Raw genomic sequence first — 1,899 nt, forward strand, 5'->3', positions numbered from 1 at the left:
GACGCACTTCATCTACACCACGCGGACGGCACGCGTCGGCGTCAAGGTGTGCGTGAGCGGACAGACCACCTTCAACCACTGCGGCCACAAGATCAGCAACGACAGGTTCAGCGTCCAGTGGCCCAACTCGGGCGTCAGTGTCTCGAACGGCAACGGCTTCCTGTACGACCGCGGCGGAACGAACAACCCCTGCTACTGCAACGGGGCGATCACGAAGGGTGGTGACTCCGGCGCCCCCGTCTACGAACCGGACACGACCGACAGCGGAGCCATGCTCGTCGGTATGCACGAGGGCGTCGTCAACGGCCACATGGTCGGCGTGAAGGTGAACGCCATTCTGAACGAGTCGGGCACCGCGCTCACGACCTGACCGGCGGCGCCCGCGATGGACCGTGGCGGGCGGGGTGTCTGCGCCCGCCACGGTCTGCCCGAGCGCCCCCTCACCCAGCCCCCTCCCCCACCGTCACATCCGACCCACGCACGTCCCGCCCAGAGGGCGGCACCGTACTCGTCTGGAGTTCACCATGCCCTTCTCCGGCAAACGCAAGAGGGCCACCCCGATATCCGCGGTATCCGCGCGTCCGAGCAGCAAACCGGGCCAGGGCGGCGGCGTCCGACTCGGCAGCTGGATGCTCTCCGGGACCCCGCACCTCGGTGCCCTCGCGGTGACCGGCGGACTGCTGATCGCCCTCGGCCTGATCATCAGCGGTCCGGACGTCGCCTCCACCCCCATGAACGGCGGCGGTTGGACGCAGGCCGCCACCTGGAGCGTGTTGCTCTTCAAGACCGGCACCAGCGTCCTGTCGTTCCTGCCCCTGCTGATCGGCGCCTACCTCGCCTACGGTGTGGCCGGCGTGCCAGGAGCGATATCCGGCTTCGTCGGCGGCATGGCCGCCATGGCCGTCAGCACGGGATACCTCGGTGGTGTGGTGGCCGGTGTCATGGCGGGTGTACTCACCCTCGCACTCCAGCGGATCCCCCTCCCGTCGGTTCTGCGGGAGACCGCGACCACTGTCCTTGTCCCACTGGTGTCCGCGGCCTGCACCACGGTCGCCTTCTTCGCCTTCGTCGGACCCCAGCTCGGCGCGTTGGCCCAGTGGCTCGACCTCCACATGGGCCGACTGCAGTTCCACCATGTCGTCGTAGTGGGTCTCCTCCTGGGACTCATGACGGGCTTCGACCTCAACGGGGCCCTGGGAGGGGCCGCCCTGTCGTTCGGGATCACGGGTCTGAGCGGCGACAACCCCGCCAACGCGGCGCCGCAGAACCTCACCATCATGGCCGCGGTCGTGGCGGCGCGTATGGTTCCGCCCCTGGCGATGACCCTCACCACCGTCATACGCCCCGCACTGTTCAGCAAGGCCGAGCGCGACTGCGGAAGGTCCGGATGGCTGCTCGGCGCGATCGCCGTCCCCGAGGGCGCGCTTGCCTTCGCGTTCGCCGATCCCCTGCGGGTGATCCCGGCCTGCATGGCGGGCTGTGCCACCAGCGCCGCCATGGTCATGGGCCTGGGCGCCGGCACGTACGCCCCCTTCGGCGGGGTCCTGGCGATGGGGCGTTTCGGCGGCCTGTGGGTCTTCTCCGGCGCTGTCCTGGCCGGTGTCGTCGTCACGTCGCTGGTGACCATCGGCCTGAAGAACCTCGGCCGGGCGGCTGCCGTCGCCGAGCCCGCCGCAGGGGCCACGGCCCGCACTCGTCGACTCGCCAAGGTAGCGGCCTAGTCCCGTCCTCAGGGCGGGTGTGGCGGAACCAGGTCCGGGTTGCGCCACGACCCGCCACGACACGACCCGCCACGACACGACATGACACGAGGAGAACAAGTGAGACCTCTCTCGACATCAAGACGCCGTGCAGGACTGCTTGTCGGCGCTGTCCTCGCCGCCTCGATCCCCCTCGCGG

Annotated in this window: 2 protein-coding genes; both read left to right on the forward strand. The window is 69.5% G+C overall.

Annotation, left to right across the window (positions count from 1 at the left end; translation table 11 throughout):
* On the forward strand, positions 1 to 370 hold a 370-nt coding region (locus ABT057_RS49020; protein ID WP_352351897.1), incomplete at its 5' end, for a chymotrypsin family serine protease.
* A 154-nt stretch (positions 371 to 524) separates the two neighbouring features.
* Positions 525 to 1,721 carry a fructose-specific PTS transporter subunit EIIC gene (locus ABT057_RS49025; RefSeq protein WP_352351899.1) on the forward strand — a complete coding sequence of 399 codons (1,197 nt, stop codon included), beginning with the start codon at positions 525 to 527 and terminating at the stop codon, positions 1,719 to 1,721.
* Positions 1,722 to 1,899 lie beyond the last annotated feature (178 nt).

The organism is Streptomyces sp. NPDC002588, from assembly GCF_040295925.1.
GTDB lineage: Bacteria > Actinomycetota > Actinomycetes > Streptomycetales > Streptomycetaceae > Streptomyces.

What these genes read in the sequence shown, in the direction of transcription:
- ABT057_RS49025 (WP_352351899.1), top strand. Translation starts at nt 525, where the DNA reads ATGCCCTTCTCCGGCAAACGCAAGAGGGCCACCCCGATATCCGCGGTA.